Origin of the sequence: Streptomyces iakyrus, assembly GCF_000717055.1 — a bacterium.
GTDB lineage: Bacteria > Actinomycetota > Actinomycetes > Streptomycetales > Streptomycetaceae > Streptomyces > Streptomyces iakyrus.
Genome location: NZ_JNXI01000007.1, coordinates 15,722 through 37,010 on the forward strand (window position 1 = coordinate 15,722; position 21,289 = coordinate 37,010).

At 73.6% G+C, this 21,289-nt stretch carries 16 protein-coding genes and 1 pseudogene; 8 read left to right on the top strand and 9 right to left on the bottom strand.

Annotation, left to right across the window (positions count from 1 at the left end; translation table 11 throughout):
- The first annotated feature begins 1 nt into the window (after window position 1).
- From OO68_RS13290 to rfbC, 3 genes are all read left to right on the top strand, one after another.
- Entirely contained in the window at window positions 2-1,897 is a 1,896-nt protein-coding gene (locus OO68_RS13290) for a TerD family protein (RefSeq protein WP_033308532.1), read from the top strand.
- 183 nt (window positions 1,898-2,080) lie between these two features.
- On the top strand, window positions 2,081-4,024 hold the full coding sequence (locus OO68_RS13295; RefSeq protein WP_033308533.1) for a glycosyltransferase family 2 protein: 1,944 nt from the start codon (window positions 2,081-2,083) through the stop codon (window positions 4,022-4,024).
- Window positions 4,025-4,028: 4 nt separating this feature from the next.
- Window positions 4,029-4,634, top strand: a complete 606-nt coding sequence (rfbC, locus tag OO68_RS13300; RefSeq protein WP_033308534.1) for a dTDP-4-dehydrorhamnose 3,5-epimerase — start codon at window positions 4,029-4,031, stop codon at window positions 4,632-4,634.
- Between the two features lie 121 nt (window positions 4,635-4,755).
- Here rfbC and OO68_RS13305 read toward each other — a convergent pair whose 3' ends face one another.
- The 7 genes from OO68_RS13305 to OO68_RS13335 all read right to left on the bottom strand — a co-directional run bounded on the left by OO68_RS13305 (window position 4,756) and on the right by OO68_RS13335 (window position 10,371).
- Window positions 4,756-5,559, bottom strand: coding sequence for a class I SAM-dependent methyltransferase (locus OO68_RS13305; protein ID WP_033308535.1), 804 nt, complete (start codon window positions 5,557-5,559; stop codon window positions 4,756-4,758).
- The gene (gene rfbD, locus OO68_RS13310) at window positions 5,546-6,433 is read right to left on the bottom strand and encodes a dTDP-4-dehydrorhamnose reductase (protein ID WP_033308536.1); all 888 of its coding nucleotides are present in this window, start codon (window positions 6,431-6,433) and stop codon (window positions 5,546-5,548) included. Before rfbD ends, OO68_RS13305 begins: the two co-directional genes overlap by 14 nt.
- Entirely contained in the window at window positions 6,430-7,410 is a 981-nt protein-coding gene (gene rfbB / locus OO68_RS13315) for a dTDP-glucose 4,6-dehydratase (protein ID WP_033308537.1), read from the bottom strand. The genes rfbD and rfbB overlap by 4 nt, the downstream gene beginning before the upstream one ends.
- Window positions 7,407-8,474: a glucose-1-phosphate thymidylyltransferase gene (locus OO68_RS13320; RefSeq protein WP_033308538.1), complete on the bottom strand. Its 1,068-nt coding sequence runs from the start codon at window positions 8,472-8,474 to the stop codon at window positions 7,407-7,409. The genes rfbB and OO68_RS13320 overlap by 4 nt, the downstream gene beginning before the upstream one ends.
- A 104-nt stretch (window positions 8,475-8,578) precedes the next feature.
- Window positions 8,579-8,761, bottom strand: a complete 183-nt coding sequence (locus OO68_RS13325) for a hypothetical protein (protein ID WP_033308539.1) — start codon at window positions 8,759-8,761, stop codon at window positions 8,579-8,581.
- Between the two features lie 180 nt (window positions 8,762-8,941).
- Entirely contained in the window at window positions 8,942-9,361 is a 420-nt protein-coding gene (locus OO68_RS13330) for a CBS domain-containing protein (RefSeq protein ID WP_033308540.1), read from the bottom strand.
- A gap of 77 nt (window positions 9,362-9,438) precedes the next feature.
- Window positions 9,439-10,371, bottom strand: coding sequence for a LysR family transcriptional regulator (locus OO68_RS13335; protein ID WP_051814613.1), 933 nt, complete (start codon window positions 10,369-10,371; stop codon window positions 9,439-9,441).
- A gap of 153 nt (window positions 10,372-10,524) precedes the next feature.
- On the opposite strand from OO68_RS13335, the gene OO68_RS13340 reads away from it, so the two are divergent.
- Complete coding sequence (locus OO68_RS13340; protein WP_033308541.1) at window positions 10,525-11,220, top strand: type 1 glutamine amidotransferase domain-containing protein; 696 nt, start codon at window positions 10,525-10,527, stop codon at window positions 11,218-11,220.
- A 42-nt stretch (window positions 11,221-11,262) separates the two neighbouring features.
- On the opposite strand, the gene OO68_RS13345 is transcribed toward OO68_RS13340, so the two are convergent.
- A complete protein-coding gene (locus OO68_RS13345) occupies window positions 11,263-13,710 on the bottom strand; it encodes a SpoIIE family protein phosphatase (RefSeq protein WP_033308542.1) in 2,448 nt (815 codons plus the stop codon).
- Between the two features lie 186 nt (window positions 13,711-13,896).
- On the opposite strand from OO68_RS13345, the gene lanKC reads away from it, so the two are divergent.
- From lanKC to OO68_RS48695, 4 genes and pseudogenes are all read left to right on the top strand, one after another.
- Complete coding sequence (gene lanKC, locus OO68_RS13350) at window positions 13,897-16,491, top strand: class III lanthionine synthetase LanKC (RefSeq protein WP_033308543.1); 2,595 nt, start codon at window positions 13,897-13,899, stop codon at window positions 16,489-16,491.
- Window positions 16,492-16,575: 84 nt separating this feature from the next.
- A complete protein-coding gene (locus OO68_RS13355) occupies window positions 16,576-16,692 on the top strand; it encodes a SapB/AmfS family lanthipeptide (protein WP_031113019.1) in 117 nt (38 codons plus the stop codon).
- 83 nt (window positions 16,693-16,775) lie between these two features.
- Entirely contained in the window at window positions 16,776-18,614 is a 1,839-nt protein-coding gene (locus tag OO68_RS13360; protein WP_245236964.1) for an ABC transporter ATP-binding protein, read from the top strand.
- A 749-nt stretch (window positions 18,615-19,363) separates the two neighbouring features.
- A pseudogene (locus OO68_RS48695) lies at window positions 19,364-20,353 on the top strand (ATP-binding cassette domain-containing protein); the annotation flags it as partial.
- A 291-nt stretch (window positions 20,354-20,644) separates the two neighbouring features.
- Here the strand turns inward: OO68_RS48695 and OO68_RS43970 are convergent.
- Window positions 20,645-21,253 (bottom strand): LuxR C-terminal-related transcriptional regulator, encoded by a 609-nt coding sequence (locus OO68_RS43970; protein ID WP_078625284.1) that lies wholly within the window; start codon window positions 21,251-21,253, stop codon window positions 20,645-20,647.
- Window positions 21,254-21,289: the final 36 nt, after the last annotated feature.

Genomic DNA, 21,289 nt, shown 5'->3' on the forward strand with positions numbered 1-21,289 from the left:
CATGCCTCTCCTCTCTCCTGCCTTCGACGAGCCCGGCCTGCGCGACTACGCCCATGACTGGGCGGTGCTCGACGTGGAGACGTCGGGACTCGTCGCCCGTCGGGACCGGGTGCTGTCGGTGGCCGTGGTGGTGCTGGGGCCGGACGGGGAGCAGAGGGAGGAGTTCTCGACGCTCCTCGACCCCGGCTGCGATCCCGGGCCGGTGCATGTCCACGGGCTCACGGCCGAGAGGCTGCGCGGTGCGCCGGTCTTCGACCAGGTCGCGCCGCGGATCGCCGGGATGCTGCGGGACCGGGTGCTCGTCGCGCACAACGCGCAGTTCGACTACGACTTCCTCGCCCACGAGTTCGCCCGCGCCGGCGCCGCGCTGCCGGTGGCCCGTCGCCTGTGCACCCTCGCACTGAACCGCCGGGTCGATCCGCCGACCGAGGATCTCAGGCTGGGCACGCTCGCCGCCCACTACGGCGTCCCCCAGGTCAGGGCGCACGACGCGCTCGACGACACCCGGGTGCTGGCGGGCGTGCTGCGTGCCTCGCTGCGGGAGGCGGCGCGCCTCGAACTGCCGTTGCCGTTCGTGTCCTGCCCGCCCCGCCAGGACCCCCGGTTCGCTCCCCGGACGCCCAAGACGCCGTGCGCCTACCGCAATCCGGGGCGGCCGGAGCCGGGCGGACCACTGGTGCAGGGCATGAAGGTCGCGATCACCGGTGAGACGCTGACCCCGCGCGCGGAGCTGGAGCGGCAGGCCGCCGAGGCCGGGCTGAACGTCATGGCGTCCGTCAGCCGGCACACCAGCGCACTGGTCACCAACGACGCCTCGTCCGGCTCCGGCAAGGCACGGCGCGCGCTGGCCGAGGGGGTGCCGGTGCTCGACGAGTCCACGTTCGTGCGGCTGCTGGGGGACGTACGGCCGGGGACACCGCACGAGCGGACCCGAAGCCCGGAAGCCGCGATCCCCTCTCCCGCGACGCCCCCCGCCCCGGCCCGCATCCCGCAGCCGGTCCAGGAGCCCGCGCCGCCCGCCGCCACCCTCCCCGAGCCGGCGTCATCGGCGCCGTCCGTGCCACCGCGTCCGGCACACCCGGCCGCCCAGGACCGCCCGCTCTCCGGGCGGCGCGTCCTGGTGCTCGGTGGTACGCATCCCGATGCCGTCGCGGCCCGCGGCCGGATCGTCGAACTCGGCGGAGCAGCGGCGATCAACCTCTCCTCCAGCGTCACCGACGTCGTACTCCTGGAGGGCGGCGAACGGGACCGCCGGATGAAGCGGATCACCGCCCTCGCCTTCCCCACGCACGAGGCGGCGTGGCTCGACGCGCCGGTCATCACCCCGCTCGCCCGGCAGGGCGGCGGGCCGGCGGCACCGCGGGTCCTCCCGCGCGGCGGTGTCATCGACCTGCCGCAGCCGAGCGGATCCGCCGCCGCGGTGCCCTGGACCGTGACCGCGGCCTGGGCGCAGCAGACGTCGTGCGAGATCGACGTGGTCGCCTTCGTCGTCGACGAGGACGAACAGGTCTGCTTCGACGAGGACTTCGTCTTCTACGGCGCGCCGGAGAACCCGGGCGGGACGGTGCGGCTGCACAGCGACGGGCCGACCGAGCAGACGATCGGCGTCGATCTCGCCGCACTGCCGCCCTCGGCCCGCAAGGTCGTGGTCGCCGCCGCCATCGACGGCTCGCCCACCTTCGGCGACGTCGGCGCGATCCACATCAGCTCCGGGCCGGGACCCAGCGCCGCACCCCTGGTCCAGGCCACTCTGGACGCCGCGACCACGGAGCGCACCCTGCTGCTCGCCGAGCTCTACCGCCGCGGCCCGCTGTGGCGCCTGCGCACGGTGGGGCAGGGGTACGACCGAGGTCTGGGCGCCCTGGCACGGAGCTACGGCGTGAATGTCGCCGACTGAAGTGCCCGGCCGAAGCACTTTGACCGCGAACAGACAGACTGCGCAGCTCAGTTGCCCGCGGACAGAGATGATCACGGCGAGGTCTCGAAAGGTGAGGCGGCCTCGCCGAGCGGGTTAGCATCGGGCAACACGCACTACAACAGGACGTCTACGGCGAGCGACCCGAAGGGGCCCGGAAACCCGATGCCGGTCAAGGTCAGCGTCATCATCCCCGTGTACAACCCGGGGATCTACATCGAGGACTGCATCTCCTCGCTGCAGCGGCAGTCGCTGCCTCCGGACGAGTTCGAGGTGATCTTCGTCGACGACGGCTCGACCGACGAGACGCCGGCCCGGCTCGACGCACTCGCCGCCGAGGACCCCCGGATGAAGGTCATCCACCAGGAGAACTCCGGCTGGTCGGGCAAGCCCCGCAACGTCGGCATCGAGGCCTCCCGGGGCGAGTTCGTGATGTTCGTCGACAACGACGACTACCTGGGCGACGAGGCCCTGGAGCGGATGTACGAGTACGGCGTGGCCAACGGCGCCGACGTCGTCGTGGGCAAGATGGCCGGGAAGGGCCGCGGGGTGCCGGTGGAGCTGTTCCGCCGCAACCATCCGCGCGCCACCGTCGAGAACGCCCCGCTCATCGACAGCCTCACCCCGCACAAGATGTTCCGCCGCGCCTTCCTGGACCGCATCGGCCTGCGCTTCCCCGAGGGCAGGCGGCGCCTGGAGGACCACGTCTTCATCGCCGAGGCGTATCTGCGCGCGGAGAACGTCTCCGTGCTCAGCGACTACGTCTGCTACTACCACCTCCGGCGGGACGACGGCTCCAACGCCGGTTTCGAACGCTTCGACCCGGTCGGTTACTTCAAGAACCTGCGCGAGGCCCTCGACGTCGTCGAGCGGTACACCGAGCCCGGTCCGGTGCGGGACCGGCTGTTCCGGCGCTGGCTGCGGGTGGAGATGGTGGAGCGGCTGCGGTCCCGGCGGCTGCTGAACCTGCCGGACGACTACCGCAGGGAGCTGTTCGCGGAGATTCACGAGGTCGTCGTCGAGCGCTTCGGGCCCGGTGTCGCGGCCGGTCTGCAGCCGACGCAGCAGGTCGTCGCCGCGCTGACGGCGGCCGACCGGTACGACGACGTGGTGGCCTTCGCGGAGTGGGAGGCCGGCGTCGCCCCCCGGGCGACCCCCGGGGACATCGCATGGGGCGACGGCCTGCTCCGCATCGACTTCACGGCCGAGTACCTGTCCGGCGGCGAGCCGATGCTGTTCCCGGCCGGCGCCGAGGCAGCGCCCCTGACCGACGTGCCGAAGGACGTGACCGAGGCCGTGCGGTGGGTGGCCTCGGAGACCGCCGCGCGCTTCGGGCAGGCCACGGCCGATCTGCTGCTGCGGGAGCGCTCCAGCGCCGCGCAGTACTTCCAGCCGGTGGAGTTCACGCGCGAGACCGTGCCGGTCGGGGACGGCGAGGACGTCCGGCTGGTGCTGCGGGCGACCGCCACCGTCGATCCGGCCGCCCTGCCGCGTGACGGCGCCTGGGACGCGCTCGTCCGGGTGAAGACGGGCGGCTGGACCAAGGAATGCCGGCTGGGTCCGGCGCCACGCGAGGACCGGCCCACTCCGGAAGTGGCCGTCGTCGGCGACCGCCCGGTCCTGCTGTACTGGACCGAACCGCACGGCAACCTCTCCCTGGAGCTCCGCCCGCGCGGCAAGCGCCTCGGGCTGGGCCGCGTGCAACTGGGCGACGTCAGCGTGTCCGACGAGCGGTTCCGGGTCCTGCTCCCGGTGCACGTCACGGGCGACACCGACGTGCGGCTGAGGTTCGTCTCCTCCCGCCGGATCCTGGAGGTACCGGGCACGCTGTCCCCCGAGGCGGACCGGCCGGCCTCGGTGCTGGCGGCGGACCTGCCCGCCGAGGACCTGTCGGGCGACGTCTGGCGGGTCGCCGTGTGCCTGAACCCGCACTCCGACCAGGCGCGCTTCACCGGTCTGCCGTTCGCGCTGCGGGCCGGGGGCGGCAGCGTGCTGGTGACGCCGGTGCCGGGGCCCGGTGTCGCGCTGCGGCTGGCCCGGCGCGCGCGACGCGTGCTCGGGGCCGCGCGCCGGAAGGTGAATTCCCGTATCAGGACCGGAGGGCGGTGACGGTATGCGACCCCTGGGTATAGAGGGCGCCTGGGTCCTGGAGCCCAAGATCTTCCCGGACGACCGGGGCAGCTTCCACGAGTGGTACCGGGGTGCGGAGTTCCGCGAGGCGACGGGGTACGACCTGTCGCTGGCCCAGGCCAACTGCTCGGTCTCGCGGCGGGGCGTGCTGCGGGGCGTGCACTTCGCCGACGTGCCGCCCGGCCAGGCCAAGTACGTCACCTGTGTACGCGGTGCCGTCCTGGACGTGGTGATCGACATCCGCGTGGGCTCCCCCACCTACGGGAAGTGGGAGGCGGTACGGCTCGACGACGACACGCGGCACGCGGTGTTCCTCGCTGAGGGCCTCGGCCACGCGTTCATGGCCCTCACGGACGACGCGACGGTGGTCTACCTGTGCTCGGAGGGCTACGCCCCGGGCCGTGAACACGGCATCCACCCCCTCGACCCGGCGCTGGGCATCGAGTGGCCCGAGGGCATCACCCCGCTCCTCTCCCCCAAGGACGAGCAGGCCCCCACCCTGGCCGAGGCGGAACGCCAGGGGCTGCTGCCGTCGTACGAGGCCTGCCGGGCCTACTACGAGGAACTGCGGGGCGGGCAGGGGACGTAGCCCTCGGCCACCCCTCGGACACACCGCAGGCCCGGACGCGCGCAGCGTCCGGGCCTGTGTCGCGCCAGGCGAGGGAGGCCGTCGGCGCCGGCCGCCCCCGGGCGGTGGCCGGCGCCGTCGTTCAGCGGCTCACGCCGACCTGCTGAAGGGCCTTGCGCAGGGGCTCCCAGCCGATGGAGCGGGGCAGACCGCGGTTACGGGCCTGAGTGAGGGGACGCCAGAAGCCCGCTCCCAGGAGGGTCTCGGGGCGGACCGCGCCGGCCCGCTCCAGGATCGCCTCGGGGACCTTCTGCGGGTCGGGGATCTTGTACTCGGCCATGATCTCGTCGTACTTGTCGTGCAGGACCCGGTTGTCCGGGTCGGCGCCGAAGACGACCAGCTGGCCGGTGGGCGCGGTGTCCACCTGCACCGTGACCAGGTCCGGGCGGTAGCGCGCCAGCACCTCGGTGATCTTGTAGACGTCGCCGGTCCAGGCGTTGGTGTGCCGGTCCCGGGCCGCTTCGTCGATGCTGCGCGGCAGCATGTCGTCCAGGACGATCACACTGCCCCAGTCCGAGTACTGCTCGACGTTCATGAAGTCGCGCAGCGCGAACTCGAACAGGTGCATGCCGTCGATGAACGACAGGTCCAGCGTCGTTTTGCGCCAGTAGCCGATCGGGCTGCGGCCGCGGCGCAGGTTGCGCAGCGGGTGACGGCCGCCCTTGAGGTGCTGGAGCGGGTTGTCGCGGGCGAAGAAGTCGTCGCTGGTGGCCTTCACCAGGTGGACGTCGCACCTCAGCTCCGAGACCACCTTGAAGGCCGGGTCGATCGCGATGCTGGGGACGCGGGACAGCGTCAGGCTGCGCCCGTCGTTGACGCCGATCTCCAGGTAGTTGCGATTGGCGCTGACCTTGTGCAGTTCCCGGAGGAACTCATGGCGTTTCACGAGGAAGACCTTCCTTGCGGATGCGGGGCAGTGCTTCATGCAGGGCGGAGCGCCAGTCGCGCGGCAGCGGCAGGCCGATCTCCTGCCACCGTCCGTGGGCGAGGGCGCTGTACGCCGGGCGGGGCGCCGGCCGGGGGAAGGCCGCGCTGCTGGTGGGGCGCACCCGGTCCGGGTCGGCGCCGATGAGGGAGAACACCTCGCGGGCGAGGTCGTACCAGGTGGCCTCGCCGGAGTCGGTCGCGTGGAAGACGCCGTGCACGTCGGGGCCGAGCCGGGGGCCGAGGCCGGCGATCCGCTCGGCGACGTCCGCGCTCCAGGTGGGCTGCCCGCGCTGGTCGTCGACGACGTCGAGGGTGTCGCGGCGGGCTTCCAGCCCGATCATGGTCCGGACGAAATTGGAGCCGTGGACGCCGTAGAGCCACGCCGTGCGCAGCACCGCGCTCGCCCCCGGAAGCTCCTCCAGCACGGCCCGTTCCCCTGCCAGCTTGGTACGGCCGTAGGCGGTGCGTGGGCCGGTCGGGTGGTCCTCCGGGTAGGGGGTGGTGCGGGCTTCGCCGGAGAAGACGTAGTCGGTGGAGACGTGGATCAGGCGGGCTTCGTGCGCGGCGCAGGCCCGGGCCAGGAAGCGGGGACCGTCGCCGTTGATCTCCAGGGCGCGGGCCTCGTCGGTCTCGGCGTCGTCGACGGCGGTGTAGGCGGCGCAGTTCACGACGAGGTCGGGGCGGTGCTCCCGCACGGCGGCGTCGACGGCTTCGGGGTCGGTGATGTCCAGGGCGGCGCGGTCGAGTCCCACGACGGTCTCACCGCGGCCGGTCAGTTCCCCGACGACGTCACGGCCGAGCATTCCGCCTGCGCCGGTGATCAGCCACCTCATGCCCGCTCCTGGGCGACGCGCCGCTTCAGGGGCTCCCACCAGGCCCGGTTGTCGCGGTACCAGGCGACGGTCTCGGCGAGGCCGGTGGTGAAGTCGTGGCGGGGGCGGTAGCCGAGTTCGGCGCGGGCCTTGGAGCAGTCGACGGAGTAGCGCAGGTCGTGGCCCTTGCGGTCCTCGACGTACTCCACCCGGTCCCAGTCCGCCCCGCAGGCGTCCAGGAGCAGGCCGGTGAGTTCCTTGTTGGTCAGTTCGGTGCCGCCGCCGATGTTGTAGATCTCGCCGGGCCGGCCCTTCGTGCGGACGAGGTCGACTCCCTGGCAGTGGTCGTCGACGTGCAGCCAGTCGCGGACGTTGCGGCCCTCGCCGTAGAGCGGCACCTTGTGGCCGTCGAGGAGATTGGTGACGAACAGCGGGATGACCTTCTCGGGGAACTGGTGCGGGCCGTAGTTGTTGGAGCAGCGCGTGACGCGCACGTCCAGGCCGTGGGTGCGATGGTAGGCCAGGGCCAGCAGGTCGGAGGAGGCCTTGGAGGCGGAGTACGGCGAGTTGGGCTGGAGCGGGTGGTCCTCCGGCCAGGAGCCGGACTCGATGGAGCCGTAGACCTCGTCGGTGGAGACGTGCACGAAGGGGCCCACGTCGTAGCGCAGGGCGGCGTCCAGCAGGGTCTGGGTGCCGAGGACGTTGGTGCGGACGAAGTCGGCGGCGCCGCTGATCGACCGGTCGACGTGGGACTCGGCGGCGAAGTGCACGACCTGGTCCGCGCCGGCCATCAGCTTGTCGACGAGCTCGGCGTCGCAGATGTCGCCCTGCACGAACTCCAGGCGGGGGTGGGTCAGTTCGAGGTTGTCGAGGGTGCCGGCGTAGGTGAGCTTGTCCAGCACGGTGATGCGCGGCGCGTCGGGCGCGTCCGAGGCGAGCAGGGCGCGGACGTAGCGGGAGCCGATGAACCCGGCGGCGCCGGTGACGAGGAGGTTCATGAAGTGATCTGCACCTTGCTGTGATCTCCGAGGACGAGACGGTGGGCGCTGGGGACGCTGGGGGCGGGGGTCACCTCGACGTGCCGGCCGATCAGCGAGGCCTCGATGCGGCCGACGCCCTGGATCGAGGAGTCCCGCAGCACGATGGAGAACTCCAGCTCGCTGTCGGTGATCCGGCAGTTCTCCGCGACGGAGGTGAAGGGGCCGACGTAGGAGTTGCTGACGACGGTGCCCGAGCCGATGACGACCGGTCCGACGACACGGGAGTTGACGATCCGCGCGCCCTCTTCGAGCACGACGCGCCCGATGGTCTCCGACGCGTCGTCCACCTCGCCGTCGACGCGGCGCTCCATGGCTTCGAGGACCGTGCGGTTCACCTCGAGCATGTCGCCGACGTTGCCGGTGTCCTTCCAGTAGCCCTTGATGACCGTGGAGCGCACGTCGGCGCGGGTGTCGATCAGGTGCTGGATGGCGTGGGTGATCTCCAGTTCGCCGCGCCAGGAGGGTTCGATGGCGCGGACCGCCTCGTGGATGAGGGGCGTGAACATGTAGACGCCGACCAGCGCGAGGTCGCTCTTGGGCTGGTCGGGCTTCTCCTCCAGGCCGATCACCCGGCCGGACGGGTCGAGTTCGGCGACGCCGAAGGCGCGTGGGTCGGCCACGCGCGTGAGCAGGATCTGGGCGTCGGGCCGGTGTGCGCGGAACTCGTCGACGAGGCCGGTGATGCCACCGACGATGAAGTTGTCGCCGAGGTACATCACGAAGTCGTCGTCGCCGAGGTAGTCCCGGGCGATCAGCACAGCGTGGGCCAGCCCGAGGGGCCGCTCCTGGGGGATGTAGGTGACGTCGAGGCCGAACTTCGACCCGTCCCCCACCGCTTCCTCGATCTCCTCGGCCGTCTCCCCGACGATCATGCCCACGTCGGTGATGCCGGCCTCGGCGATCGACTCCAACCCGTAGAACAGCACGGCCTTGTTGGCCACGGGTACCAGTTGTTTGGCCGACGTGTGTGTGATCGGCCTCAGTCTTGTTCCTGCGCCGCCGGACAGCACGAGAGCCTTCATTCGGTTCACCTTAGTCGTGATCCGGCGGATGTGAACATCACTTCTTTTAGTTGTCGACGCGCGGAGTTACCCGGGTCGTCGCCGCGCGGTCCCGCGGAGGGGGGTCAGTCCTCACCCCGGACGATGTTCCACTCGGCTCCGGAGCGGACCGCTTGCGGGGTGCCCCGGTCCTCGACGGCGGGGAGGCAGGTCCGCAGCGCGGCCTTTCCGCGCAGGCGGCGTGCCTTCGACCAGCCGGTCTCGTGCTGACGGACGACGGGCTTCTCACTGGTGTCCATGGACTCCACGACTCATCATCTTCCTTCTGCTTCCACTGCTGTTCGAGTCCCCAGGGAGAAACCGAACAAACCCGGACCGGGACGCCGGTGCCCTGCCGTCGAACTCCCCCGCCGCCGACCGGTGTTCCGGGACGCACGACGGCCCCGCGCACGGTGAGTGCGCGGGGCCGTCCATCGGGTCGCCGCCGGTCAGGCGTTGGGGCGCGCGGCGCTGATGTCGCCGAGTGCCGACTCCGGGTCGCGCTCCATGGCCAGGTCGCCCAGGGAGACGATGCCCACGGGGTGCCCGTGGTCGAGGACCGGGATGCGGCGTACGGAGTGCTCGCGCATCAGCCGCACCGCCTGGACCAGGTCGTCGTCGGGGCTGACGGTGACCACCTCGTCGCTGCACGCGCCGGCCACGGTGATCCGCTCCGGGTCGCCGCCCTTGCTGACCGACCGGACCACGAGGTCCCGGTCGGTGACCAGCCCGCGCAGCTGGTCGCCGTCCGTCACCAGGACGACTCCGAGGTCCTCGTCGCGCATGATGCGCGCCACCTCGGCGACGGAGGTCTGCGGCTCGACGGTGACCGGGTCGCCGGTCATGATGTCGCGGACATGCTGAGCCATGACGTTCCTCTTCTTCCTTCGGCTCGTGGCGGTTGCTCCGTCCTGCGCCGTGCCGGGTACCCGGTCGCCGCGGGGTGTCACCAGGTACGGCCGGCCTCCAGCAGACGGTCGCGGACGAGGGTCACGTGCGGGTTGTCCGAGGTGCCCGGCCGCCGGACGAGGAAGCCGGTGTTGATCGGCGCGTCCGCGGGGGCGTCGAGGAGGACCAGGGCGCCGGACGCAAGGTCGGCGGCGCACAGGTAGCGCGGCAGCACGCTGAAGCCGGCACCGGCCGTGACCAGCGCCAGGACGGCCCTGAGATCCGGCGCCGAGACGGCGGCGCGGCAGTTCAGCCGCCGGCCGAAGACGTGCCGCCAGTAGCGGCGCACGATGGGCAGGTCCTCGGCGTAGGCGATCAGCGGAACGTCGTGCAACGCGGCGGGCACGTCGTCGGCCCGGCGCCGCGCGACCCGGTCGGCCCAGGCGGGGGCGGCGACCAGGACGAACTCCTCATCGGTCAGCGGCACGGCTGACAGGGTGCGGCCGCGGGGCCGGGTGGTGGCGATCACCAGGTCGTGGCGGCCGGCGCGCAGTTCGTCGAGCAGGGGCTCGGTCAGTCCGGTCGTGACGCGCAGCCGTACGCCCTCGGTGACGAGCGGCGCGAGGGCGGGCAGGGCCCGGGTGGACAGCAGCTCGGCGGGCCCGGCCAGGTGGACCGGCTCGGCGCGCGACTCCCGGGGGCCGTGACCGGTGGCCTCGGCGAGCGCGTCCAGGGGCCCCGCGACACGGGCCGCCAGCTCGTCGGCGACGGCGGTCGGGGCGACGCCGCGCGGCAGCCGTTCGAACAGCTCCCGGCGGGTCTGCCGCTCCAGTGAGCGGATCTGGGTGGTGACGGTCGGCTGGGACAGGCCCAGCAGCTGCGCGGCGGCCGTGAAGGAGCCGGAGCGGTAGACGGCCAGGAACGTGCGCAGCAGGTTCAGGTCGGGCTGCGGGGGCGCGCCACCGGCGCCGAGGGGGTCGAGGGGCCTCACACGATCCGACCCTACCGGCCCCCGCCATTGGAATCCCTATGACTGCCATTGACTCTGCCATTGGAAATCCGGGGGTCCGGCGCCCTACGGTCGTTCTCGTACGAGTCATCGCCGCGTGTCCCACCGCGGCCCGTCCCACGGAGATGCACCCCCATGTCGAAGATCCTCTTCGTCGTCACCGGCGCCGACACCTGGACCCTGGCCGACGGCACCGAGCACCCCACCGGCTTCTGGGCCGAGGAGGCCGTCGCCCCGTACGAGGCGTTCCGGGCGGCCGGCCATGAGGTCGTCGTGGCCACGCCCGGCGGTGTCGAGCCCACCGTCGACCGGGCCTCCCTGGCGCCCGAGGTGAACGGCGGCCAGGAGAACGCCGACCGGATCGCGAAGGCGCTGGAGTCCTTTGCCGAGCTGCGGCGTCCGGTCCGGCTGGAGGACGTCCGGCTGGACGACTACGCGGCCGTCTTCTACCCCGGCGGCCACGGCCCGATGGAGGACCTCGCCGTGAATGCCGACTCCGGCCGGCTGCTCGCCCGGGCTCTGGAGTCGGGCAGGCCGCTCGGTGTCGTATGCCACGGTCCTGCCGCGCTGCTGGCCGCCGTCGGGACCGACGGCGAGAACGCCTTCGCCGGCTACGAGGTCGCGGCGTTCACCAACGCCGAGGAGGTCCAGGGCGGTCTCGCGGACCGCGCGAAGTGGCTGCTCCAGGACCGTCTCACCGAAGCCGGGGTGACCGTACGGGCCGGCGAGCCGTGGGCCCCGCACGTGGTCACCGACCGCAACCTGGTCACGGGCCAGAACCCCGCGTCGTCGGCCCCGCTGGCGGAGGAACTGCTGAAGCGGCTGGGCTGAGAACTCGCGCGGGGCCGCCGGGCCGGGGGCCGGTGATGCCGCTCAGCGGCCCAGCACCAGCTCCGCCCACACCTGCTTGCCGCCGCTGACCGGGAGGGTCCCCCAGGTCGCGGAGACGGCCTCGACGAGGAGGATGCCCCGGCCGCCGGTGGCCTCCCAGCCGATGCTGGTCGGCCTGACCGGCGACCGGGGGGAGGCGTCGGCGATGGCGACGCGCAGCCGGTTGTTCACGAGGGTCAGGTCCATGCGGACCTTGCCGTCGGTGTGGACGAGGGCGTTGGTGACCAGTTCGGAGACGACGAGGAGGACGGCGTCGTACTCGGCGGTGACGCCCCAGGAGCGCAGGGTGCGCCGGGCGAAGCGGCGGGCGTGCCCGACGGCCTGCGGCACCCGCCAGACCGTCCAGCTCTCCCGGAGCGGGCGCAGGTCCATGCCGTCGTAGCGCATCAGGAGCAGGGCGACGTCGTCGCTGCGCGGGGCGTTGCCCAGCAGGGCGTCGGCCACGAGCCCGAGGTCGGTGGGGCCGGCGGCGGCCAGCTGCTCGGCGAGGTGGTCCATGGCTTCGTCGATGTCGGACTCGGGCGTCTCGACGAGCCCGTCCGTGGCGAGGGCGATCAGGATGCCCGGCGCCAGGCGGAGCGGGCTCATGGGGAAGTCGGCCCGGGCGACCACTCCGAGCGGCGGTCCGCCCTCGGCCTCCGCGATCTCGGTCCGGCCGTCCGGGTGGCGCAGCACCGGCGGCAGATGCCCGGCGCGCACGCACCAGGCGGCGCCCTCTTCCAGGTCGACGTCGACATAGCAACAGGTCGCGAACAGGTCGCTCTCCATGTCCACCAGGAGCCGGTTGGCGTGCGCGACCACCACGTCCGGCGGGTGCCCCTCGACGGCGTAGGCGCGCAGGGCGGTGCGCATCTGGCCCATGAGGGTGGCGGCGCCGGCGCTGTGGCCCTGGACGTCGCCGATGACGAGGGCCACGTGGTTGTCGGGCAGCGGGATGACGTCGTACCAGTCGCCGCCGAGTTCGAGTCCGGCCGTGCTCGGCAGGTAGCGGGCCACGGCCACCGCGCCCGGCAGCCGGGGCAGGCTGCGCGGCAGCAGTTGGCGCTGGAGCATGCCGACGAGTTCGTGCTCGGCGTCGAAGGCCCGGGCCCGCACCAGGGCCTGTCCGGCGAGACCGGCGCAGGCGGTGAGCAGGGCGCGTTCGTCGGTGCCGAAGTCGTGCGGGGTGTCCCAGCCGATCAGGCAGGCTCCGGCCATGCGGTTGCCGGCGGGCAGCGGCAGGACGGCGAGGCCCCCGGGTCCGACCTCGGCCAACGCGCGTTCCAGGGGGCTGCCGGCGGGCCAGATGCGGGCCCGGCCCTCGCGCAGCGCGGCCGCGAGGGTGGGCATGGCGCGCACGGGGGCGTCGGGCCACTCGGTGCGCCACTCCGAGCGCCACAGCTCGGGCCATGCCTCGGGTTCGGGCGGGTCGAGGACGGTGACGACGAGCCGTTCGCTCTCCAGCTCGGCGAGTGCGATCCGGTCGGCCCTCAGCGGCCGGCGCAGCGCCGCGACCACGGCCTTGCCGACGTCGCGGACGGTGACGGCGGTGGCCAGCGCGGCGGCCAGCCGCTGGACGCGGGCCACGTCGGTGACGTCGGAGCGCAGCGTCGAGACGTCGACGACCGTGCCCACGAGCCGCGCCGGGCGGCCCTCGCCGCCGGGCAGGAGGCGCCCGCGCAGCCGGAGCCACTTCGGCGGGCCGGTGGGCTGGAGCACCCGGAATTCCAGCTCGCGGTCGCCGATGGACATGTGGTCCGCCTCCACGACGGACATCAGGGACGGCAGGTCCTCGGGGACGGTCAGGCTGAGCAGCGTCTCGACCCGGCCGTCGAACTCCTGGAGGTCCAGGCCGAACAGGTCCAGCAGGTCGTCGCCGACCCGGACCCGGCCGGTGTCCATGGCGAGGCTGAAGGCGTTCGGCGGCAGGTCGCCGGCCTCGGCGGGCGCGGCCGGGGCGGTGAAGGCGACCGCGTCGGAGACGAGTTCCAGGCACCTGAGGTCGTCGGCGGTGAAGCCGCCGGGGAGTTCGCTCACGGCCAGCAGGCAGCCGCCGTCCCCTTGCACGGGCAGGGCCGTCAGGAAGAAGTCCCCGGAGGGAACGCGCCGCGCCTGAGCGTCCGCGGCCAGTTCCGCCGGGCCCAGCGACACCGGCCGTCCGCCGCGGTGGGCCGCGGCGACCGGGGACCGCCCGGCCCGCGGGTAGCTGTCGCGCAGCCCGTACAGCGTCCTCGGGACTCCGGCCGACTCCATCAGGCACAGCAGCTCGCCGTCCTGGGCGGGAGCGTAGACGGCGGCGAAGGCGGCACCGGCGAAGACGAGTGCCTGTTCGAGGACGCGGCGCAGGCGTTCGGGTGAGTCCCGATCGGCCGCGATCGCCTTGAGGGCACCTTCGGCACGCGTCGTTCGCGTTCCGCGCTCCTGGGCGCCCTGACTGACCACGTTGGCCATTACAGCGCTTATGGGACACCTGCGCAGCCCCTGTGGGCGTTCCGTGGAGGCTCGGCGGCGCGTGCGCTCGAAAGGATCCGAACATGTCTTAACGCATGCGTTCCGCACGGTGTTCTCGTGACAGGCGTGACTGTGCGTGCACGGTTCGTGGCTGGAAAGCTCGGTGCTCGTCACGGAGGGGGACGCATGGACAAGCGGTACGAGGTGTACGCGCTGGCCGACCGGCATTTCTACGAGACGCCGGACCGGCTGGCGCAGGACGGGCAGGGGACAGCCGCCCACCTCTACGAGACGGCCCGCCGGCCGCTGCCCGAGGGCTGGGAGTCGGCCCGGATCGGCGACTGGCAGACGATGACACCGCTCGGCCCGGACGGTGAACCCCTCCAGGGCCCGGCCCAGGGGTGGAAGATCCACGCCTCGGCGACCCGGGCGAACGCGGAGGAGATCGCCGCGATCGTGTGGGACTACTGCGTCGAGCGGCGCGTCCCCTTCAAGTTCGTTCCGGGCCCGCACCTGCTCCACCTGCGCAACACCAAGTACGCCCCGCGCGACGGCAGCGGCAAGTTCGTCACCGTCTACCCGGCCGACGAGGAGCAGCTGCACCAGGTGCTGCGCGAGCTGGGCGCACTGCTGGAGGGGTTCGAGGGGCCGTACATCCTCACCGATCTGCGCTGGGGCGAGGGCCCGCTGTACGTGCGCTACGGCGCCTTCGCTCGGGCGTTCGTCGTGGACGAGCGGGGCTCGCTGGTGCCGGCGGTGCGGGACGGCGAGGGGCGGCTGGTGCCGGACCGGCGATCGCCGTCCTTCCAGGTGCCCGAGTGGGTGACGCTCCCGGCGTTCCTCCAGCCGCACCTCGACGCGCGGAACAACACGACGACCGGCGAGCTGCCGTACCGCATCGAGAAGGCGCTGCACTTCTCCAACGGCGGCGGGGTCTACGCCGGCACCGACACCCGGGACGGGCGCAAGGTCGTCCTCAAGGAGGGGCGGCCGCATGCGGGGCTCGCCTCGGACGGCGCCGACGCGATCGCCCGGCTGGAGCGGGAGAAGCGGGCGCTGGAGCAGGTCGCGGGCACGGGCGTGGTCCCGGAGGTGCGCGACTGGTTCGAGCTCGGCGGGCACCGCTTCCTGGTGATGGACTTCCTGGAGGGCCGTCCGCTCAACTCCTTCTTCGCCGAGCGGCACCCGCTGCTCACCCAGGACCCCGACCCGGAGGCCGTCGCCTCCTACACGGCCTGGGCGCTGCGCATCCACCGCAGGGTGGAGGAGGCCGTGGCGGCGGTGCACGCCCGGGGCATCGTCTTCAATGACCTGCACGTCTTCAACATCATGGTCGCCCCGGACGAGGAGACGGTGTTCCTCCTCGACTTCGAGGCCGCGGCGCCCACCGGGGAGAACGGCCGGCAGGTCGTCGCCCACCCCGGGTTCTTCGCGCCGCCGGACCGCCGGGGCGCCGACATCGACCGCTATGCGCTGGCCTGTCTGCGGCTGGCCCTGTTCCTGCCCGTGACCACGCTGTTCGTGGTCGACCGGGGCAAGGCGGCGCACCTGGCGGAGGTGATCGCTCAGCAGTTCCCGGACGTGCCGCGGGAGTTCCTCGACGAGGCGGTCACGGAGATCACCCGGGAGGTGTCCGGCCGTACCGTGGCCGCTCCCTCCTCGCCGGTGGACCCGGGCGACTGGCCCTACAGCCGCGACTCGATGGTCAAGGCCATCCTCGCCTCGGCCACCCCGGAACGCGACGACCGGCTCTTCCCCGGCGACGTCGCGCAGTTCTCGGACGGCGGCGGGCTCGGGCTCGCCCATGGCGCAGCGGGGGTGCTGTTCGCGCTGGACGCGGCCGGCGCCGAGCGGTACGAGGAGGGCGAGCGCTGGCTGCTGGACCGGACGGCACCGGCCCCGGTCGGTACCCCGCTCGGCCTGTACGACGGGCTGGCGGGTGTCGCCCTGGTCCTCGACCGGCTCGGGCACCGGCAGCGGGCGCTGGACCTGGTCGAGGGCATCCTCGCCGAGCGGTGGCAGAAGCTCTCCTCCGACCTGCACGGCGGACTGGCCGGGCTGGGACTCGTCCTCGGGCACCTGGCCCGTACGACCGGGGAGGCGGCACTGAGCGATCGGGCCCACGAGGCGGCGCGGATCCTCGTACAACGGCTCACGGAGCCGGTCCCGGCCTCGTCCCGGCCGCGCGCCGGACTGCTGCGCGGCGCGAGCGGCCCCGCCCTGCTCATGCTGCGGCAGTACGAGTGGACGGGCGAGGAGGCCTGGCTGGAGGCGGCGGCCGTGGCCCTGCGCCGGGACCTGGCCTCCTGCGTCACCCGCGAGAACGGTTCGCTGGAGGTCGACGAGGGCTGGCGGACCCTGCCCTACCTCGGCGACGGCAGCGCGGGCCTCGGCATGGTCCTCGACGATCTCGTCCACCACTCCCCCGGGCTCGCCGGGGAGTTCGCGACGGCCCGCTCCGGTGTGCTCGCCGCGGCCACCTCACGCTTCTACGCGCAGCCCGGGCTCTTCCAGGGCCGCGCCGGAATGATCCTGCACCTCAGCCGCACGACCACGCCGGGCGCGACCGGGGACCGGCTGGCGGCGCAGATCGCCGGGCTCGGCTGGTTCGCGATGGCGTACCAGGGCCAACTCGCCTTTCCCGGCCACCAGATGATGCGGCTCTCCATGGACCTCGCCACCGGAACGGCAGGGTGCCTGCTGGCGCTCGGCGCGGCCCTCGGCCCGGCGGCCGACGCCCACCTGCCGTTCCTCCCGCCGCCCGGAGGGCGGCCCCACTGACGCGGCTGCGCGATCCCGCGGAGTCGTGACCCAACCCCGTCCCCACGGATGACCACGGACGGACACCCAATGGAAGGACACACCATGGCACTTCTCGACCTGCAGACCATCGAGACCGAAGAGCGCACGGACGGCGGCGGCAACAGCACCGTGAGCCTGCTCTCCTGCATCAGCGCCGCGAGCGTTCTGCTCTGTCTCTGACCGACGGTCTGCTCGCTCCGGGCGGCTCCCTCCCTTCGGGGAGGGGCCGCCCGGGGTCCTTCCCCTCCCAGGAAAGGCCCCGTATGACCGCGCGCGACGACGACCCGGCGGCCGGACACGCGCGCACGCTGCTGCGCACGGCCACCCGGTACAGCGGGTCCCGCTGTGCGGCGCTGTGCCTGGTGAGCATCGCCGCGACGGGTGCCGGACTGCTGCTCCCGGCCGTGCTGGGCCGGGCCCTCGATCTGCTGCTGGCGCAGGCTCCGGCGACCCGCTGGGTGCTGTACTGCGCCGGCCTCGTTCTGTTGCTCGGACTGCTCGACGCGGTCCAGACCGTCCTCACCGGCACCATCGACGCCCGCACCACCGCGTGGCTGCGCCGCCGGCTGACCGGGCACGTGCTCGGCGTCGGCCCGCGCGCCGCCGACCGCTTCGGCTCCGGTGACCTCGTCGCGCGGCTGGTCGGCAACGCCGCCGAGGCGGGGACCACTCCGGCGGCCCGTGCGGCGCTGGTCGCCGCGCTCGCCGGTCCCGTCGGCGGGGTGGTCGCGCTGGGTCTGATCGACTGGTGGCTCGCGGCCGTGTTCCTCGCCGGTGCGCCCGTGCTCGCCCTTCTCCTGCGCGCCGTCTCCCGGGACACCTCCGAGAGCGCCTCGCGCTACCAGCGGGCCCAGGGCCGGATCGCGGCCGCGCTGGCGGAGGCCGTCGAGGGCGTCCGCACCGTCCGCGCGGCCGGCACGGAGGAACGTGAGACGGCCCGGGTGCTGCGGCCGCTGCCCGATCTCTCGACTGCCGGGCACCGCATGTGGCGGGTGCAGGGGCGGGCCGCGGCCCGGGCGGTCGCCGTGGCACCGCTGCTGCAGCTCGCGGTCGTCGCCGTGGCCGGTGTGCTGCTCACCCGGGGCCGGCTCTCGGTGGGCGAGGTGCTCGCGGCCTCCCGGTACGCGGTGCTCGCCACGGGCGTCGGTGTCCTGGTCGGCCGGCTCGCGGGCCTGGCGCGGGCCCGGGCCGCGGCCCGGCGCCTCGGCGAGGTCGAGGCCGAGCCCGCCACCGCGTTCGGCACCCGCCGGCTGCCCGAAGGACCCGGACGGCTGGAGCTGCGCGGGGTGACGGCCCGGCGCGGCGGACGCGCCGTACTCGACGGGGTGGACCTCGACGTTCCGGGCGGCACGACCCTGGCCGTCGTCGGCCGGTCCGGCTCGGGCAAGTCACTGCTGGCCGCGCTCGCCGGACGGCTGGCCGACCCGGACGCGGGCGAGGTGCTCCTCGACGGTGTGCCGCTGCGCGAGCTGCGCCGCGACGACCTGCGCGGCGCCGTCGGCTTCGCCTTCGCCCGTCCCGCCCTCCTCGGCGGCACGATCGGGCAGGCGATCGGCCTCGGTCTGCCGTCCCCCTCGCCCGGCCGGATCCGCGAGGCGGCCCGCACGGCCCTCGCGGACGACTTCGTGCGCCGCCTCCCGGACGGCTACGACACGGCCGTAGCCGACGCCCCGCGCTCCGGCGGCGAGTCCCAACGGCTGGGTCTCGCCCGGGCGTTCGCGCACGGCGGCCGCCTGCTGATCCTCGACGACGCCCTCTCCAGCCTCGACACGGTGACCGAACGGCACATCACCGACGCGCTGTTCGGCGACGGCCCGGGCACCACCCGGCTGCTGGTCGCCCACCGCGGCGCCACGGCCGCGTGCGCCGATGCCGTGGCGTGGCTGGACGGGGGGCGGGTGCGGGCGGTGGGGCGGCACGAGGAGCTGTGGCGGCTCGTGGAGTACCGGGCGGTGTTCGGGGAGGGGGCCGGGCCCCCGGACCCGGGCGACAGCGACGTGCCACCGGTTTCGGACACCCGGGGCGGGAACGGAGAGGGACATGACGGCATGAGCGGACGGATACGGCCCGCGGCGGCAGCCGGGGACGGGACGGCTCCGTGACGGCCCGGTCCCCCGACGCCCTCCCCGCCCGGGGCCTGCGCTTTCTGCTGGCCCGCCGGCGGGTCCTGCTGCGGCTGACCGCCTGGTCCGTCCTGGAGACCGGGCAGACCTTCCTCATCGGGTACGGGCCCGCCCGCGCCCTGGACGACGGCTTCCTTCGCGGGCGGCCGGACGTCGGGCTGGTCTGGCTGGCGGTGACCGGGATCGGTGTCCTGCTCGGCGCGTACGGGACCGCCCGGGTCTACGCCGCCGTCGCCGCCCTGGTCGAACCACTCCGGGACCGGCTCGTGCAACGCGTGGTCGCACGCGGGGTGCGGACCGGTGACGCGGCTTCCCTGTCCGGGCTCACCCAGCAGGTGGAGATCGCCCGGGACACCTTCGCCGGGCTGGTCATGGTGTCCCGCTCCTTCGTGGTCACCGCCGTCGGCGCCCTGGCGGGCCTGTTCACCCTCGCCCCGCCGCTCCTGCTGGTCGTGGGACCGCCCCTGGCCCTGGGCGTGGTGCTGTTCGCCGCGACGCTGCGGCCGCTCGCCCGGCGGCAGGAGGCGTTCCTGCTCGCCGACGAGGCCCTCGCCGGTGACCTCGGCACCGTCTGCCCGGGCCTGCGGGACATCACCGCGACGGGCGCCGAGGCCCACATCGCCGCCGGCACCGGGAAACGGGTCGAGGCCGAACTGCGGGCGGCGCGCGCCCTGGCCCACTGGGGCGTGCTGCGCGTGGTGTCCCTGACGATCGGCGGCCAGCTCCCGATGGTGCTGCTGCTCGCCGCCGCCCCCTGGCTCCTGTCCCAGGGCGTCACCGCCGGCGCCCTGGTCGGTGCCCTCGCCTACGTCACCCAGTCCCTGCTCCCGGCCCTGCGCAACCTGATCCACGGCCTGGGCACGAGCGGCTCCCGGCTGACGGTGGTACTACGCCGGCTGACCCGACCCGGCACGACTGACACCGACACACCTCGGACGGTCCCGAGCGGCCACCTCCCGAAGGCCGCCGACGACGGCGACACATCGCGCCCGACCGCGCCGGCCCACCCGCCGAACACCACCGACCACGACGGCGGCACGCCACACCCGACCCCGCCCACGAACGCCACCCACGCCGACGGCGACACGCCTCACCCGGTCCCCGGCACCCACCCCGCGAACACCCCTGATGACGCTGTCGACGCGCCCTGGCCGGCCGACGGGCCCGCCCCTGCCGCCGCACACCGCACCGACGCACCCCGCCCCAACGGAAACCGCTCCCCCGCACACGCCGGCCGCGGCCTCCCGCTCCCCCGCCCCGCGCGAATCGATCCGGGCGAAGAGGCACCCCCCGCCTTCTCCCTCACCTCCGTCACCTTCGCCTACGGCCCCGCCAGCACCCCCGTCGTCCAGGATCTCGACCTCGACCTGCCGCGCGGCGCGCACCTCGCCGTCGTGGGTCCCAGCGGCGCCGGCAAGTCCACGCTCACCGCGCTCGTGGCGGGGCTGCTCACGCCCTCGCGGGGCACCGTCCGGGTGGGCGGGCATCCCGTGCCGGGCCCGGAGGCCGCCGCCGGGCGGGTCCTCATCCCGCAGGAGGCGTACGTGTTCGGCGGCACCCTGGCCGAGAACCTCGCGTACCTGCGCCCGGACCCGGTGCCCGAGGAGGAGCTGCTGGCGGCGGCCGAGGCGGTCGGCCTCACCCCGCTGGCCGGCCGGCTCGGCGGGCTCGGCGCCCGGGTCGATCCGACGGCGCTGTCGGCCGGCGAGCGGCAGCTCGTCGCCCTGGCCCGGGCCTGGCTGTCGCACGCCCCGCTGGCCCTGCTGGACGAGGCGACCTGCCATCTGGACCCCGAGACGGAGGAGCGCGCGGAGCGGGCGTTCGCCGCGCGGCCGGGCGGGACCCTGGTCGTCGTCGCCCACCGCATCAGCTCGGCCCGCCGCGCCGGCCGTGTCCTGGTGATGGACGGCCGGAGCACCGCGCTCGGCGGGCACGAGGAGCTGATGCGGTCCTGCGCGCTGTACCGGGACCTCGTCGGGAGCTGGGCTCCCGCACCGGCCCGGCGGGGGTCAGAGCCAGCCCTGGCCCTGCGAAATGCGTATCGCGTCGATGCGGTTGCGGGCTCCGGTCTTGCGGGTGATGGCCGCCATGTAGTTGCGCACCGTCCCATGGGACAGGTGCAGGCTCCCGGCGATCTCCGCGATGGAGGCACCCTCAGCGGCGAGGGATAACACGCTCAGTTCTCTGCGGGTCAGCGGCATCTCGGCCGCCTTGAGGAATCCGAAGCCCAGCGAGTCGTTGACGAAACGTTCCCCCTCGGCGACGCGACGGATCCCGCGCAGCAGATTCTGCGGGGATCCCTCCTTGTCGACGTAGCCGAGCGCCCCCGCTTCGGCCGCACGCTTCAGCAGGCCCGGCCGGTTCGCGGTGGCGAGCACGAGTAATCGCGGGCGCACCCGCTCCGGCCCCGGCCGGCACAGCTCGCCCAGCGGAGGGATGCCGTAGGAGTCCGCGCACTCCAGGTCCGCCGCGCACACGTCCGGCCGAACCGACCGCATCATGCCCGGCGCGCCGCGCCACGACGTGTCGTGCACCGTCAGGTCGGACTCCTGCCGCAGCCACTCCGCCAGCACCGACCTCACCAGACACTCATCGTGCACCAGAAGCACCCGGATCACTGCCACCCCCTCCGCTCGCCGTACGCCCCCTCGTCG